Source organism: Streptomyces sp. NPDC007875, from assembly GCF_042868035.1.
Classification (GTDB): Bacteria; Actinomycetota; Actinomycetes; order Streptomycetales; family Streptomycetaceae; genus Streptomyces; species Streptomyces antimycoticus.
The window spans coordinates 1-13,632 of record NZ_JBIADZ010000037.1; the positions used below are offsets into that span (position 1 = coordinate 1).

The 13,632-nt window shown below is 71.5% G+C and carries 11 protein-coding genes and 1 pseudogene; all 12 read right to left on the minus strand.

Translation table 11 applies throughout. From position 1 onward, the window contains the following. A pseudogene (locus tag ACFYOY_RS43195) lies at window positions 1–177 on the minus strand (4-hydroxy-3-methylbut-2-en-1-yl diphosphate synthase); the annotation flags it as partial. A 4-nt stretch (window positions 178–181) separates the two neighbouring features. Then, window positions 182–1,207 carry an adenosyl-hopene transferase HpnH gene (hpnH, locus tag ACFYOY_RS43200; RefSeq protein WP_351900802.1) on the minus strand — a complete coding sequence of 342 codons (1,026 nt, stop codon included), beginning with the start codon at window positions 1,205–1,207 and terminating at the stop codon, window positions 182–184. Continuing rightward, entirely contained in the window at window positions 1,158–1,919 is a 762-nt protein-coding gene (locus ACFYOY_RS43205) for a 1-hydroxy-2-methyl-2-butenyl 4-diphosphate reductase (RefSeq protein ID WP_388593269.1), read from the minus strand. Before ACFYOY_RS43205 ends, hpnH begins: the two co-directional genes overlap by 50 nt. Further along, complete coding sequence (gene shc, locus ACFYOY_RS43210; protein ID WP_351900798.1) at window positions 1,919–3,865, minus strand: squalene--hopene cyclase; 1,947 nt, start codon at window positions 3,863–3,865, stop codon at window positions 1,919–1,921. Before shc ends, ACFYOY_RS43205 begins: the two co-directional genes overlap by 1 nt. 104 nt (window positions 3,866–3,969) lie before the next feature. Beyond that, the gene (locus ACFYOY_RS43215; protein ID WP_388593273.1) at window positions 3,970–5,067 is read right to left on the minus strand and encodes a polyprenyl synthetase family protein; all 1,098 of its coding nucleotides are present in this window, start codon (window positions 5,065–5,067) and stop codon (window positions 3,970–3,972) included. Next, entirely contained in the window at window positions 5,064–6,557 is a 1,494-nt protein-coding gene (gene hpnE / locus ACFYOY_RS43220) for a hydroxysqualene dehydroxylase HpnE (protein ID WP_388593276.1), read from the minus strand. Before hpnE ends, ACFYOY_RS43215 begins: the two co-directional genes overlap by 4 nt. Further along, entirely contained in the window at window positions 6,554–7,516 is a 963-nt protein-coding gene (hpnD, locus tag ACFYOY_RS43225; protein WP_388593279.1) for a presqualene diphosphate synthase HpnD, read from the minus strand. Before hpnD ends, hpnE begins: the two co-directional genes overlap by 4 nt. Continuing rightward, the gene (gene hpnC, locus ACFYOY_RS43230) at window positions 7,513–8,376 is read right to left on the minus strand and encodes a squalene synthase HpnC (RefSeq protein ID WP_351900817.1); all 864 of its coding nucleotides are present in this window, start codon (window positions 8,374–8,376) and stop codon (window positions 7,513–7,515) included. Before hpnC ends, hpnD begins: the two co-directional genes overlap by 4 nt. Before the next feature lie 440 nt (window positions 8,377–8,816). Next, window positions 8,817–9,557 (minus strand): TetR/AcrR family transcriptional regulator, encoded by a 741-nt coding sequence (locus tag ACFYOY_RS43235; protein ID WP_014056063.1) that lies wholly within the window; start codon window positions 9,555–9,557, stop codon window positions 8,817–8,819. 1,278 nt (window positions 9,558–10,835) lie between these two features. Continuing rightward, window positions 10,836–12,269 carry a cytochrome P450 gene (locus ACFYOY_RS43240; RefSeq protein WP_351900789.1) on the minus strand — a complete coding sequence of 478 codons (1,434 nt, stop codon included), beginning with the start codon at window positions 12,267–12,269 and terminating at the stop codon, window positions 10,836–10,838. After that, window positions 12,266–13,192, minus strand: coding sequence for an SDR family NAD(P)-dependent oxidoreductase (locus ACFYOY_RS43245; protein WP_351900787.1), 927 nt, complete (start codon window positions 13,190–13,192; stop codon window positions 12,266–12,268). The genes ACFYOY_RS43240 and ACFYOY_RS43245 overlap by 4 nt, the downstream gene beginning before the upstream one ends. Beyond that, a complete protein-coding gene (locus ACFYOY_RS43250) occupies window positions 13,189–13,626 on the minus strand; it encodes an ester cyclase (protein ID WP_093465960.1) in 438 nt (145 codons plus the stop codon). The genes ACFYOY_RS43245 and ACFYOY_RS43250 overlap by 4 nt, the downstream gene beginning before the upstream one ends. Window positions 13,627–13,632 lie beyond the last annotated feature (6 nt).

Sequence of the window (13,632 nt, forward strand, 5' to 3'; positions counted from 1 at the left end):
CTGCAGCGTCGCCCCGATGTCCGCCGTCACCGTCGTCGTCATCGACTGCACCGAGATCGGAGCGTCGCCGCCCACGGCCACCGGACCGACCTGGAGGCGGCGCGAGACCCGGCGTGGTGCGAGCGGCCTGCCCGGCATGGCGGGCAGGCCGAGCGCGACCGGTTCCACTGAGCTCATCCCGTCACCCATTGCTTCCGGCGGCGGTCTCCCGGGCGGCGCGCAGCGACTCCTTGAGGGAGCCCATGGTCGCCAGGACCGCGGTGGGCTCATAGCCGCAGTGGGCCATGCAGTTGTCGCAGCGCGGGTCCTTGCCGCGGCCGTACTTGTCCCAGTCGGTCTCCTCGACCAGCTGGCGGTAGGTCGGGACATAGCCGTCGCTCATCAGATAGCAGGGGCGCTGCCAGCCGAAGAGCGAGTAGTTGGGGATGCCCCACGCGGTGCACGGGAAGTCCGCCTTGCCCTCGAGGAAGTCGAGGAAGAGCGGGCTGTGGTTGAGCCGCCAGCGGCGCCGGTTGCCTCCGGCGAACGCCTTGCGGAACAGCTCGCGGGTCTGCTCGACGCCCAGGAAGTGCTCCTGGTCGGGCGCCTTCTCATAGGCGTAGGCGGGCGAGATCATCATCTCGTCCACCTCGAGCTCGTCATTGAGGAAGTCGAGCACGTCGACGACGGTCTGCGGGGTGTCGGTATTGAAGAACGTGGAGTTGGTGGTGACCCGGAAGCCGCGCCGCTTGGCCTCCTTGATGGCCTCCACCGCCTCGTCGAACACCCCCTCCTTCGCCACCGATTCGTCGTGCCGCTCCCGCAGCCCGTCGATGTGCACCGCGAAGGCGAAGTACGGGGAGGGGGTGAACAGATGCATCTTCTTCCGCAGCAGCATCGCGTTGGTGCACAGGAAGACGTACTTCTTCCGCTGCACCAGCTGCCGTGCGATCTCATCGATCTGTGGGTGCATCAGGGGCTCGCCGCCCGCGATGGACACCATCGGCGCACCCGACTCCAGCACCGCGCCCACCGCCTGGGCGACGGGCATGCGCTGCTTGAGGACCCCTGCCGGATGCTGGATCTTTCCGCAGCCCTCGCACTTGAGATTGCACGCGAACAGCGGCTCGAGCTCGACGATCAACGGGAACTTGTCCCGCCGCTTGATCATCTTCTGTTCAAAGAGATACGTCGCGACCCGGATGGTCTGGCGGAGAGGCATGGCCATCTAGCTCACCTCCTGGGAGCAGCGAAGAACGGTGCCAGTGAAAGAAAGCAGGAAGAACGGTCCGCAATACCCGGAAAGCTGATATTCCACCGCGCAGCGTGCCGATACGGACGAGTTCATGTTCAGGAGCGTCCACGACCACCCGGACGGCCGCAACCGGACGGACGCCGTGGCTGACGGCGGTGCGCAGGGTCGCGGCGGACTCCATGTCCACCGCGATGGCGCCGGTGCCGTGCAGTGCGGCCCGCTCCGCGCCGCGCACCACATGGTCGGAGCCCACGACCGGGCCGATGTGAACTCTCCAGCGGGGGCCGCCGGAGAGCGGACGTGACAGGGCGTCGGCGAGGATCCGGGTGCCGGTGCATACGGTGCGGCCCGCCGGATCGCGGGTCTCGTCGGCGACAACGAGGTCCCCGGGGTGCATCCCGGGGGCCAGTCCGGCGCAGAAGCCGGTGGCGATGACGGCGGTGCGCGACTCGCGAGGCTCGCCGGACACTCCGCGCCACGCCCCGGGCTCACCGGACCTTCCGGTCAGCGCCCGGGTCACGGCGCGCTCGGCCGACTGCGGCCCCATGCCCGTGCGGAGCACGGTCACGGGCCCGGCGGCGCCGGGCCCGGCGCCGGCGCCGCGCAGGGCGAACCGCTCGATGCCGAGCGCACAGGCGATCAGCAGCGGAGCACCGCCGGCCTCCGGGGCCGGGTCGGCGGACATCAGCCGCTCCGCGGTCGCGCCCCGGTGGGCTCGCCGTGGACATACCGGCCGAGTGCCGTGACCGGGAAGACCTGCCGGTACAGGTGGTAGTTGATGGAGAAGTCCCAGGGGAAGCCGGTGCCGGTGAAGTACGGCTCGTCCCAGGAGCCGTCCTCCCGCTGAGTCTCGGTGAGCCAGGTGACCCCACGCTCGACGGCCGCGCCGTCCCGCTCCCCCGCCGCCAGCAGCGCGAGCAGCGCCCACGCCGTCTGCGAGGCGGTGGAGGCCCCCCGGCCCATCCACTCGGCGTCGAGGTAGGAGCGCTGGTCCTCGCCCCAGCCGCCGTCCTCGTTCTGGACGCTCTCCAGCCAGCGGACGGCCCGGCGGACCGCCGGATGGGAGGCCGGGACACCCGCGGCGATCAGCGCGGGGACGACGGAGCCGGTGCCGTAGACGTAGTTGGTGCCCCAGCGGCCGAACCAGGCGCCGCTCGGCTCCTGCTCGGACAGCAGCCAGGCGATACCGCGCCGGGTGCGGGCGTCGTACGTCCTCCCTTCGTGGGCGAGCATCTCGACGACATGCGCGGTGACATCGGCCGACGGCGGGTCGACGACCTCACCGAAGTCGCAGAACGGCAGCTTGTTGGGCAGCGGGCTGGTGTTGTCGACGTCGAACGCGCCCCACGCCCCGTTCTTGGACTGCATGCCCAGGGTCCAGCGCATGGCGCGCCGCACGGCCGCCTCGATCCGCTCGGGCTCGGGGTGGTCGACCCGGCGAAGCGCCAGGACGACCTCGGCCGTGTCGTCGATGTCGGGGTAGTTGTCGTTGTGGAATTCGAACGCCCAGCCGCCGGAGGGGAGGCCGGGCCGCCGCACCGACCAGTCGCCGGGCCGGTCGATCTGCTCGGCCAGCATCCAGTCGGCGGCCTTGACCAGCGCCGGGTGGTCCGGGGCGAGCCCGGCGTCGGCGAGCGCGATGGCGGCCAGGCAGGTGTCCCAGACCGGGGACTGACAGGCTTCGATCATCCGGCTGCCGTCCTCGCGCCACACCGCGAAGCGGTCGAGGGACTCCAGACCGGCGCGCATCACCGGGTGGTCGAGGTCGTAGCCGAGCAGATGGAGGGCGATGACGGAGTAGACGGCGGGTGGCTGGATGCCGCCCCAGCAGCCGTCGTTCTCCTGCCGCTCCACGATCCAGCGGGCGCAGGAGCGCAGCGCGGCCCGGCGCAGCGGGCGGAAGGCGACCTTGTGGTAGGCGTGCAGGGCCCGGTCCAGCCGCTGGAAGGCGCCGTCCCAGGAGGCGATGGGGGCCGGCGGGCGGGGCGGATTGGGTCTGCGGGGGTCGGTGTGGAGCTCGTCGAGAGGGAAGGGGGCCGGGCGCACCGGGCGTTTGGCCGAGACGATGGTGAGGGGCACGATGGTCTGCCGGGCCCAGCAGCCGAAGTCGTAGATGTTGAGCGGCAGCCACTTCGGGAAGTAGATGATCTCCGGTGGCAGCTCGGGCAGGTCCTCCCAGCGCCACCAGCCGAAGAGGGCCAGCCAGATCCGGGTGAACACCCTGCCGGCCGCGATGCCGCCCCGGGAGCGCACCCAGGCGGAGGCGGCGGCCATATGGGGCGCGTCGGGCTCGTCCCCGGCCAGCCGCAGGGCGACATACGCCTCGATGGTGGTGGAGAGCTCGGGCGGACCGCCGTGGAAGGAGGCCCAGGTGCCGTCGGCGGCCTGCTGGGAGCGCAGGAAGCGGGCCGCGGCGTCGAGGGTGTCGGGGTCCTGGATACCGAGGAACTGCCGGAGCATCAGATCCTCGGCGTCCATGGTGACGTTGGTCTCCAGGTCGCCCTTCCACCAGCCCCGCTCGTCCTGGCGGGACAGCAGGTGCTCCACCGCACGGGCCGTCGCCTCACGGGCGACACTTAAGGTCTTGGACTCGGATGACTCGGAGGGTTGGACGGTCGGTGTCGCTGTCATGGCTTCCCCTCTGCAGTGTGCTCATCTGCCGTCTTTGGGGCTTCCGTCGGCCGGCACCCCGGCTGGATGCCGGCCGGCGACTGCGAACTAGCGGTCCATGGCGATCATCTCTCTCGTACGACGACGAAATCGGCGAGCGCCACGAACCGCGCCTGGATCTCGGCGGACATGTCCACCGAGTCCAGCGCCTCCATGGCGGTCGCATGCTGTCTGCGGGCCTCCTGGGAGGTCCAGTCCCGGCCACCTGATTGTTCGATCAGCGCGGCGCGGACGGCGAACTCCTCCTCCGAGAAGTCGGCGAACTCCTCTTCCGGCTTGTGCGCGTCGGCCGCCAGGATCTGGGCGAGCCGCTCGGAGTCGGGGCCCCCGGCGGAGAGCGCGGCGACCACGGGGAGGGACTTCTTGCGCTGGCGCAGATCGCTCCAGGTCCGCTTGCCGGTCGCCTCCGGGTCGCCCCAGATGCCGAGCAGGTCGTCGACGGCCTGGAAGGCGAGGCCCAGGTGGTAGCCGTAGCGCTCCAGGGTGTCGGCGGTGTGGTCGTCGGCGCCGCCGAGCACGGCGCCGATGGAGGCGGCGCAGGCGAGCAGGGCGCCGGTCTTGTTGCCCTCCATCTCCAGGCACTCCTCGACGGTGACCCGCTCGCGGTGCTCGTAGGAGATGTCCTGGGCCTGGCCGTCGATGAGTTTGCGGGTGGCGGCGGTGAGCCGGCGGGTGGCCCGCCCGGCGTCCGCGGTGCCGAGCTCCAGCAGTATCTCGTTGGCCAGGGCGAACAGGGCGTCACCGACCAGGATGGCCTGGGCCGGGCCGTGCACCTTCCAGACGGTGTCGCGGTGGCGGCGCTGCTCGTCCCCGTCCATCAGGTCGTCGTGGAGCAGCGAGAAGTTGTGCACCAGCTCGACCGCGACCGCGCCGGGCACCCCGGCCTCGGGGGCGGCGCCCGCCGCCTCGGCCGACAGCAGGGCGAGCGCGGGGCGCACGGCCTTGCCGCCGTCGCCCTCGGCCGGGTTGCCCTCGGCGTCGATCCAGCCGAAGTGGTACGCGGCGACGGTGTCCATGGGCGGGGCCAGCCGGTCCACGGCGGCGCGCAGCACCGGTGTGGCGAGCGTGCGGCCGCGCTCCAGCAGCGCCATGACTCCTGCGGTGTCGACAGCTGGGGTCGCCGGGGTCACGGTCTCTCCTCTGTTCTTGGTGGTGGTGCTCATGCCGCCTCCTTGGGCGTCTCCCCGCCAGGGGCGGGGAGAGGGTTCACATGCGAGCGGCCGAGGTGGCTGAGGGCCGCCCGGGCGGCGGAAAGACCGCTGCGCACGGCGCCCTCCATGGTCGCGGGCCAGCCGGTGGCGGTCCACGCGCCGGCCAGGTAGAGGCCGGGCGCGTCGGTCGGGGCGGAGGGCCGCAGAAGGCCGACGCCGGGGACGGGGGCGAAGGTGGCGGTGCGCTCCCGGGTGACGAAGAAGTCGCGCACCCCTGCCCCGCGGGCGACCGGAAGCAGCCGCTCCAGCTCGGGCAGATAGCGGTCGCGCAGCTCGGCCACCGGGCGGTCGATGTCGTCGTACGCGGCGGACTGCGACACCGCCAGGTACTGGCTGTCCCCGGCGCCGGGCGCGTCCCTGAGCCCCGAGGCGTCCGTACGGTCGAAGACCCACTGGACGGGGGAGCCGATCGCGGCGAAGAAGGGGCGGCGCAGCACCGTGCGGTCGTAGATCACATGCAGATTGAGGATCGGCGCGGTGCCGATGCGCAGCAGCTTGCCGGGGTCCTTCAGGGCGCCGTCGGGCAGCAGGGCGTGTGCCTCGCGCTGCGGGACGGCCAGTACGAGAACGTCCGCGCCATCCGCCTCGGCCGGCGGCTCGTCCCCCGGCCGCCCGGCCATGGCCACGCTCCAGCGGCCCTCGGGGGTGCGGGCCACGGCGGTCACCCGGGTGCGCAGCTCGGTCGTCACGCCCGCCGCGTCCAGGGCGCGGCGGGCGTGGGTGTGGTGCAGGTCGCCGAGCGGGGCGCGGGCCCAGCCGATGTCGGCGGCGTCGGGCCGGGAGAGCAGCCCGGTCTTGAAGACCATCGCGGCCAGGCCCAGCGAGACGTTCGGCGCGGTGGCGTTGAGCGTGGCCACGCCGACCAGGTCCCACAGCGCCTCGACGGCGCGCGGCGACTGGCCGTGGCGGCGCAGCCAGCCGGCGAAGTCCACCGCGTCCAGCGCCGGGTCCTGGGGGTCGAGCCGGCCCAGGGCGAGTGCGGCGCGGCCCACCTGGGCGCGCTCGACGAGGGAGAGATGGGGGTAGGTGGCCAGGCTCTCGGACAGATGGAGCGGCACCGGCAGGGCGGTGCGGCGCAGCCGGCCGAGCCGCCGCCCGCTCCGCCCCTGGGCGTCGAGGACGGGGATGTCCAACCGGCCCTGGAGCGGGGCGAGTCGGGCGGCGCCGACCCGGTCCAGGAACCACTGGTAGGCGGTGCAGCAGCGCAGGTGGACATGCTGGCCGTTGTCGACGGTCAGCTCACCCGCCGGGGAGGAGCGGTGGAAGGAGAAGGCAAGGCCGCCCAGCCGGGGGCGGCCCTCGACCAGGGTGACCCGCAGCCCGGCGTCGGCCAGCGCGAGCGCCGCCGCCGTACCGGCGAGCCCGCCGCCGATCACCAGCGCGCTCCGCCCGGCGGGGCTGCGTCTGGCGGCCGGGGCGGAGCCCAGGGTCGAGTGGGTCACACCGGCCTCCCGGTGCCGCGGCGCTCGACCGCGCGGGCGTCGAGCCCGGCCAGCCCGCGCACCGCCACATACGCCTTCTCGTGTCCCGGCAGCGAGACGCGGCCGCGCAGGACGGCCGCGGGATCCTTGGCGATCCGGTCCAGGAGTCTGCTGTAGATGCCCGCCATCGCCGACACACACGCCCCGCTGCGCCGGTCCAGCAGCGGCAGCAGCCGGAAGCCCTCGGCGAAGAGCGCCCTGGCCCGGCGCACCTCGAAGTGGACCAGGCCGGTGAAGTCGGCGTCGGGCGGTGCGGTGGAGCCGCGGAACGCGTCGGCGCAGCCGAATTTGGCGAGGTCGTCGGCGGGCAGATAGGTGCGTCCGGTGGCGGCGTCCTCGCGGACGTCCCGGAGGATGTTGGTCAGCTGCAGGGCGAGCCCGAGGGTGTCGGCGTAGTACGGGGCGCGCTCGAGCTCGTCCTCGCTGTGGCCGGTGCCGGGGGCGGTCCCGAAGACGCCGAGCGACAGCCGTCCGATGGCGCCCGCCACACAGCGGCAGTAGACCTTGAGGTCGTCCCAGGTCTCGTAGGTCTGCCCGGCCACGTCCATCAGCACGCCGTCGATCAGCTCGTCCAGCGCGTCGAGCGGGATCGGGAAGCGGTGTGCGGCATGGGCGAGGGCGACGGCGACGGGGTCGGTGTCGTCCTCCTCGATCCCGCCGCCCCGCATCCGGTCCAGCAGGGCGCGGGTGTCCGCCAGCCGGGTCCGCTTGGCCTCCGGGTCGAGGGGGCCGTCGCCGATGTCGTCGACCCGGCGGGAGAAGGCGTACAGGGCCGACATCGCATGGCGCTTCTCCGTCGGCAGCAGCCTGATGCCGTAGGCGAAGTTGCGGGCCTGGTGCCCGGTCACGGCCTCGCAATAGCGGTACGCCGCGAGCACTGGCGCGGACGCGTGCGGAGATCCCTTCACGGTCCGGCTCACCCCTCTCTTCGCAGTGTCGCCCCCACCTCGCGCAGCAGGCTGAGCTTGGTGGGCCTGGGCGGTCCAGGGAGTACGTCATGTCCCGCGGCCGCGACCGCCCGCAAGGCGGCCCGCCCCCCGGCCACGAATCCGGCGAGCAGCACCTTGAGCCTGCCGTGGACGCTACCCACCAGGGGGGTGCCTTCATTCAGCAGGGCAGCGGCGCGTTCCGCCTCCTTCGCGACCAGCGCGCGCAACCGTACGCCGCCCCTGGGGGCGGCGAGGTCGGCCTCGGTCACGCCGAAGCGTTTCATGTCCTCGGCGGGCAGATACACACGGTCCCTGCGGAGGTCCTCGGCCACGTCCTGCAGATGCTCGACGATCTGCAGGGCGGTGCAGATGGCGTCCGAGTGGCGGATCCGCTCGGGGCTCGCGGTGCCGGTGATGCCGAGGACGAGCCGTCCGACCGGGTTGGCGGACAGCTCGCAGTAGTCGAGCAGCTCCTGGTAGGTGGCGTACCGCCGGATCCGCTGGTCCTGGCGGTTGGCCTCGATCAGACCGCGGAAGGGCTCGGGGGTGAGCCCATGGCGGTGGACGGTGGGGCGCAGGGCCGCCAGCAGCGGATGGCGCGGCTCCGCGAAGGGCTGGAAGACCCGGTGGAGGTCGGTCTCGAACGCGTCCAGCATCGCGAGCGCGTCGCCCGCCTGGTCGCGGTCGAGCCCGAGCAGCTCGGCGTCGGCGCCGCCGGGGGCCAGATCGCCGTCGCCGATGTCGTCCACCAGCCGGGCGTAGCCGTAGACGGCCATCAGATCGGTGCGCCAGGCGCGGGGCAGGAAGAAGGGGGCCACGGGGAAGTTCTCGTGGGCGGCCTTGTCGAGCACGGCACGAGCGGCTTCCTGCCCGCCGCTGTGGCTGCTCGACGTGGTATGGGACCCGCTGCGCTCGTCCTCGACGGTCACCGTGGACAGCCAGGCGTACGGGCGAGACCCAGAACGCCACGTGGATCCCGGCGACCGGGCCCCGCGGGAGCGCTGGAGATGGGCCGTCTAGCCAATGCCGTCACATCCCCCGTTCTACACCGGTTACCAGGGTCGGCACGATCCGGACACGCCGCTCCGTCTTGTCAACGGGCTCCGGCGCCTAGCCCCCGAACAGGGGACAACGGCCCGGCTCCGGCATGATCCGGACGGTGATTGCCACAGCTTACGCCTCTCGGTGTACAGGTGTACGGGGCGATACCCCGATGTGACCTCCGATGTGGCGCCGGGCGGGTGACCGGCGAACGCCCCCGGACCGGTCTCCGGGGGGCCATCGCGTGGCCTCAGACGACCTCTTCGTAGAACTCGGCGATGTCCAGCACCCGGCACAGATCGCGGAGCTCGAACTCGAAGAAGTGCTGGCCCTCGGAGAGCGCGAAGGACATATGGCCGAGCGCCTCCATGGAGATCACCCCGTACAGCCGCACCCAGCAGCGGAGCATCACGGCGATGGCACCGGGGGGCATGTCGACGTCCTGGTCCTCGCTGAGCGCGGTGAGGGTGGTCGCGAGCCCGGGGTCGAGCTCCTCGACCTCCGGGGCGGGGAAGCCGCGCACCCGCCACAGATCGGCGACCAGATCGGAGTAGACGGAGCCGAAGACCCAGCTCATATGGCGCTCGGGCTTGGTCTCCTCACGGCCGAGCCCCGGGGCCCACGGGCCGAGGATGAGCCCGAACTCATGGGGGTGCTTGATCGCCCAGACGCGCAGCGCCCGGGCGCCGCTGATCCACCGGCGGCCCGGCTCCTCCTCGGGGTGCTGACCGAGGACCCCCCGCATGAAGCGGGCCATCTCCTCGAAAATGTCCACACGCAGCTGAAGGATCAGCGCATCCCGACTACTGAAGTAGCGGTAGACGGCCGGCGCGGTCATGCCCATCTCACGCGCGATGGCACGGATGGTCACATTTTCCGGGCCCTCCTGAACCAGGAGCGTCCGGGCGACGTCCTTGATTTCACGGATGGTCGCGATGCGCAGGCGCTCGCGCCGTGAGTACGGTGCGACGTGCGCTTCCCCTGGCGACACGCGTCCCCCTCCCTGATGCTGCGCCGCTCGACAACCCGGCGTACACGCACACGATACAGCGCCTCCGTTTAGTGAACAGCGACGGTGACGGTGGCTCTGGTTCAACTGCTAGTCCCCCGACCCTGCCACAGATCCGCGGGGTTGCCCCGCCGGATGGCTCAGCGACCACCGTCCGGGTCAGCGGACGACGCGGGGGAGCGTCCGTACATACGTCGGACATTCATTCGGGAAGAAGGCGCCTGAGTACTCTCGCAACGGCCGGAGAATCACCGATCGGCGCACTCGGCGCCGCCCCGCGGTAAACGCGCTTAGCGGAGGTGAGATTGAGTTCTCGCCCGCCTCGGCCGGTGCGGGGAAACGGCCCGCCCCACCCGTTCCACCAGGAGCGGAGAGAAAACCGACCGGTCGGCACCGTGGATTTCCACTTCGGCCCGCCGGGAGAGCGCCGAACGCCGGGGGAAAACGGGTCGCGGCATTCCGGTCGGCGGCGCCCGGGCGTTCGGCCGTCCCGGGGTTTCCGCGGCTCAGCCGGAGGATGTCGCCGTGACACGGGATCGCGGCCACGCGGTTCGCCAGGAGCCGATCCACTCACGCCGTCCGGCCCATACGAATAGGATGCGGCCGAAGCAAGGGTGGTTACCTCAAGAGCGATACCGCCCTTGTCTCCCATATCCGGGCAGTCGGGCCGCGCGCTTTCGCGATGAGGCCAGGTCGGCTCCGAGAAGCCCGGACCGGGCGGTTCCCACGGACCCCGCCCCTCGGATCCTCCCGCGCCTCGCCTGTTTTCTCGTCAACATCACGACGAGACGCGCTTTCCCCGAAAAGCGCCCGCGCCTCGTCGATAACGATCTCCCGCCATGGCTCCCCGCCTCTGGTGGGGACGCCTTCTTTACCGCGTCTGTTCGGTTCGCATTCGATCAGCGGTTCACTCCGTGAGAGCCCATGACGCGGTATCCCGGGCGAGATCGTCCGCGCGAAATCAGGGAAGGCGACGGGGTCGCTCCCGGCCCGGAACTCAGCTTCCGCTTACGCCTTCGGACCGCGGTGGAAGGGGCACTCCCGCCCATGATCACCGCGTTGCGCGCGCCCGCCGCCTTCTCCCCGACGGCCGCGGAGCACACGGTGGCTGCCGATCGCCCATAGCGGCGCGCTTCCCAACTCGCCCTCCCCCGAGGCGTTTACGGATTTTTTACCACCCGTACAGCCATCCGGAAGACGGGAAAGGACCGGTTCGGCCACCAACGGGTGGGTCGGACCGGATCCGGGTGACGGCCGGGCCTACGGGTGGTGGGGGCAGGCGGCGGGTCCGGCGGGGGCGGTCCGCCGGGACGGGCGGGGCTCGGCGGTGCTCCGCTCGCGCGGGGTCACCGTCACCATCACGTTCTGCAGCGGCCGCAGCGAGATCACCGGCGACCCGTACCTCAGCTCGGTCCCCGGGATCCGGCTGATCCGGAAGCGCTGGTTCACCATGGCCACGATGATGCGCAGCTCCAGCAGCGCCATGAAGTTGCCGACGCACTGCCGGGGCCCCGAGCCGAACGGGAGATACGCCATCCGCGGCCGCTCCTTGATGGCCTGCGGGGTGAACCGGTACGGGTCGAAGGCCAGTGGGTTGTCCCAGTGGCGCGGGTTGTGGTGGGAGACCAGCGGGGACAGCAGCACCGAGGAGCCCGGTTCGATGTCATAGCCGCCGAGGGTGTCCGCGCCCACCGCCGCCCGGGGGAAGATCCAGATGGGCGGGTGCATCCGCAGGCTCTCGTCGACGACCATCTTGGTGTACGTGAGCGACTCGGCGCTCGCCGCGTCCGGCAGCCCGCCCCCGAGCACCGTGGCGATCTCGGCGTCCAGTTCCTCCTGGACCCCGGGGTGGCCGGCGATCGACAGCAGCGTCCAGCACAGGGAGACGGCCGTGGTCTCATGGCCGGCCAGATAGACGGTGAGCAGCTCGTCCTTGATCTGCTGATCGGTCCAGGGCTCACCGGTGGCCGGGTCGGTGGCCTGCTCCATCAGCGCGATCAGCGGCCCCTCCCCCGTCTCCGCGTAGCTCCGGCGCACATCGGCCACGATGCGGTCGAAGACCCGGTGGATCCTGAGGATCTTGCGCTGACGGTCCGTCGGCACCCACGAGGGCAGCATCTCGGTGGCGGTGCCGCGCCGGAACATCACCTCCACCACATCGTCCACGATCGTCTTGAGCATGGCCGAGTCCGGCCTGATGTCGTAGGCGAACAGCGAGCGGCTGAGGGTGACCAGGGTCAGCCGCAGCATGTCGGTCATCAGGTCGACCGGCTCACCGGCGGCGGCCTTTGCCTCCCAGGTCTCCAGCATCTCCTCGGTGGCCCGGATGATGTTGGGGATGATGTCGGTGATGGCGTTCTTGAGGAAGACCGGCTGCACCGCCCGCCGGTGGGCGCGCCAGAACTCGCCGTCGGTGGTGAGCAGTCCCTTGCCCATGACCACGCCGAACTGCTCGTAGAGCGGGCCGCGGACATAGTTGCCGTTGTTCTCCACCAGCACCCGGCGCACCGCCTCGGGCTTGGTCACCTGGTGCACCAGGAAGGGGCCGAGCCGCATCCGGACGATCTCGCCGTGGTCGCGCTGCAGACCGAGGAGGAATTCGGCGGTGTTCCGCTTCCAGGGGCCCAGACTGCCCATCAGCGGGACGCCCTTGGGGCCGGGTGCCAGGCGCGGTGCGGAGGTCGCTGTGGTCATCGGTGGTCTCCTTGCTTTCGCGGCCGCGGCCCGCGGGGCACCGGAAAGAGGCGGCGCACGAAGAGATGGTCGAAAAGGGCGTCGGGCGCGAGGCGCCGCAGGGCGATCGTGCTGTGGGCGAGGAGCCCGACGGGGTAGCGGGCGCGCGGCCGGGAGCCGCGGGCGCCCTTCGCCACCACCTTCGCCACCCGCCGGGCCACGTCGTCGGACTGGATCGCGAAGGTGCCCGCCAGGGTCCGGCGGCTGCCGGTGTAGATCGCCTCGAAGTACTCGGCGCTCTCCCGGCGGAAGGTCTCGTACGTCCGGCTCACCGGTCGCAGATTGGCGACGTAGGTGGCGCCGAAGCGGGTGGTGCGCACCGGGCCCGGCTCGACGAGGACGACCCGCACCCCGAAGTCGGCCACCTCGTTCCGCAGGGAATCGCTGAGCGCCTCCACGGCGTGCTTGGTGGCGTTGTAGAAGCCCGAGCCGGGGACGGCGTAACGGCCGAAGATGGAGGAGATGTTGACGATGGTGCCGCCGCCGTGGGCGCGCATCGCGGGCAGCACCAGCTGGCTGAGCCGGACCAGTCCGTACACATTGGTCTCGAACTGCTCGCGCACCTCGGCCATGGAGGCTTCCTCGATACAGCCCGACATGGCGTAGCCGGCGCTGTTGACCAGCGCCCCGACCGCGCCGTGCTCCGCCTCGACCTTGGCGACCGCGGTGGCCATGGACTCCTCGTCGGTGACGTCCAGCGCCAGAGTGCGGATGCCGAGCGCCGCGAGCTCATCCAGCGTCTCGGGCCGCCGCGCGGTGGCGTATACGGCATGCCCGGCCCGGTGCAGCCGCAGCGCGCACGCGCGGCCGATGCCGGAGGAGCAGCCGGTGATGAGGACCGGGAGGCCGGCCCCGGCGCCCGGGGCCGGCGAGCGGCCGGTCACGCGGGGGGCGCGTCGAACGCCCCGAGCTGGGTGGCGAGGTCGTAGCTGTCCATGGAGAACCAGCTCTCCACGATCTTGCCCTCGTCGTTGAACTCGTCGATGACGATGCCGGGGATCTCCAGCGCGCGGCCCTGCGCCGGGATGATGCCCGCGTAGGGGTCGCCGGTGTGGGTGCCGCGTGCGGTGAACCGGCTGACGACCTTGTTCCCGTCCAGGATCCAGTCGTTCACGGTGACCTGGAGGTCGGGGAAGGAGGCGCGCTGCAGCCGCACCCACTCCTTCAGGTGCTCCACGCCTTCCTTGCCGTTCTCGGCGGTGCCGTGGCTGATGTGGTCCTCGGTGGCGCCCTCGTAGATGACGTCCAGATTGCCCTTGTTGAGGCACTGCTCGTAGTAGCGCTCGAGGACGGCCTTGTTCTGTTCGGGAGTGGACATGGGGTT